Annotated in this window: 1 protein-coding gene; it reads left to right on the top strand. The window is 66.1% G+C overall.

What is annotated here, in order from left to right; all coding sequences use genetic code 11:
- Positions 1–218: 218 nt before the first annotated feature.
- Positions 219–362 carry a hypothetical protein gene (locus tag AB4Z18_RS19390; protein WP_441784408.1) on the top strand — a complete coding sequence of 48 codons (144 nt, stop codon included), beginning with the start codon at positions 219–221 and terminating at the stop codon, positions 360–362.
- Positions 363–468 lie beyond the last annotated feature (106 nt).

Raw genomic sequence — 468 nt, 5'->3', positions numbered from 1 at the left:
TACATTGCAGTCTGAGATGTGGAGGACAACATCCCATCGAGGATTGTGAGGTCGTTGCTGTGAAGGTGAGTATCGCGCCAGACGCGGTGATGCAGGGCGCGTCGGCGCTCGCGGGCGTTCGAGGGTCACTGCCGTCGGGTTGGTTGCCGCCTGTGATGSGGRTCGGGGACCACACGGTCGAGACTGCGCGGGYCGGTCTCGAGGACTGGTGGAAGACGATGACGACCGGGACAGCGGATGACCTGGGTGCCGTGCACCAGCTGGTGACCGCGGCGACGACCGCTCAGGTGAGCCGGGACCATCAGGCGGCCGCRGASATTGACAACGGGGTCGACCTGTTCGCGCCGTTTCGGGGGATGTGAGGGCCGGTGGAGGACTTCACGGAAGAAGACCCGGGCCGGGGTAGCCCGGAGGCCATGGATGCGCTGACCGCGCAGCTGCGCAAAGACCAGACCACGCTGGAACACG

This window comes from Leifsonia sp. 2TAF2 (assembly GCF_052115085.1).
Classification (GTDB): Bacteria; Actinomycetota; Actinomycetes; order Actinomycetales; family Microbacteriaceae; genus Leifsonia.
Note: the sequence above shows the minus strand (reverse complement) of the source record. Positions and strands in the feature narration are given on the sequence as shown.